We start from the raw sequence: 1,017 nt of genomic DNA on the forward strand, positions 1-1,017 counted from the left end.
ACCGCACCGCGGGGAGTTTACCGGGACAAACCGAACAAGGGAAAAACCAAGCGGGCCGCTTAAGTGAGCGCCATTCGTCCCGCCTCCTTATGGTTGAAGGGCTCCGCCTCTACCTCACCGCCAGCCCCCGTGGGATCCAGCCGAAACCAAACGACACGGCCCCAGCAAACCTGACGGACAGCCTTTTTTCGCTTCGCCGTCCCGGGCACAGGCAGGCAATTTCACCGCGTGCCGATTTCCTCGCCCGACTCCGGAACCGCCCTCGTGCTGGTGGTGGACCCGGCGCTTGTCGGCGCGGAGATGACGGCCTCCCTGTCCGCGGCAGAGCGAAAGCAGGCCGAGCGCTTTCGTTTCGAAAAGGACGCCATCCACTGGCGTGCCTGCCGGGCCGCCCTCCGAGGGGCGCTGGGAGAAGCACTGGGGATCCCGCCCGCCACGGTCGCCTTTGAGTTCGGCGAGTTTGGGAAGCCAGCACTCTCACCGGAATGGCAGGGGCTGCACTTCAATCTGTCCCACTGCCGGGACCTCGCCCTGATCGCGCTCTGCCGGGATGGAGCGGTCGGCGTCGATGTCGAACCGGCGGACCGTGCGGCCAGCTTGTTAGGCTGCGAGGACGCCTTCTGCCACCCCGAGGAAATCGCCGCGCTGCCCAGCGAGGAAGTCCCACGAGCATTCACCCTGATGGACATCTGGACAAAGAAGGAAGCGCTGCTCAAGGCGCTCGGCACCGGCTTCTCCGTCGCCGCGCCATCCGTCTCGGTCGCCCAGCCGCCAGCGAGCTACTCAGGCGACCCGCGATTCCGCGACCTGCGCCTCCATCGCCTAACCGGCCCGCTCCTGCAGCAACACCTCGCCTGCCTCGCCGCCCCGGCAGCGGTTTCCCGGTTAGAGATCCAGCAGTGGCCCGGGTGAAGGTCCCACTGGGAACGCGGGATTCATCCCAATGCCTTTAAGCATCTGTTAGATCGAGGGTGATCTTCTTCACCAGCGGGATCGAGGTCGGGTGGCGGATCTTCT

Annotated in this window: 1 protein-coding gene; it reads left to right on the top strand. The window is 65.7% G+C overall.

Annotated features, from left to right (window positions below; translation table 11 throughout):
• Nucleotides 1-228: 228 nt before the first annotated feature.
• Nucleotides 229-912 carry a 4'-phosphopantetheinyl transferase family protein gene (locus tag OKA05_RS29265; protein ID WP_264490776.1) on the top strand — a complete coding sequence of 228 codons (684 nt, stop codon included), beginning with the start codon at nt 229-231 and terminating at the stop codon, nt 910-912.
• Nucleotides 913-1,017: the final 105 nt, after the last annotated feature.

Source organism: Luteolibacter arcticus (assembly GCF_025950235.1).
GTDB lineage: Bacteria > Verrucomicrobiota > Verrucomicrobiia > Verrucomicrobiales > Akkermansiaceae > Haloferula > Haloferula arctica.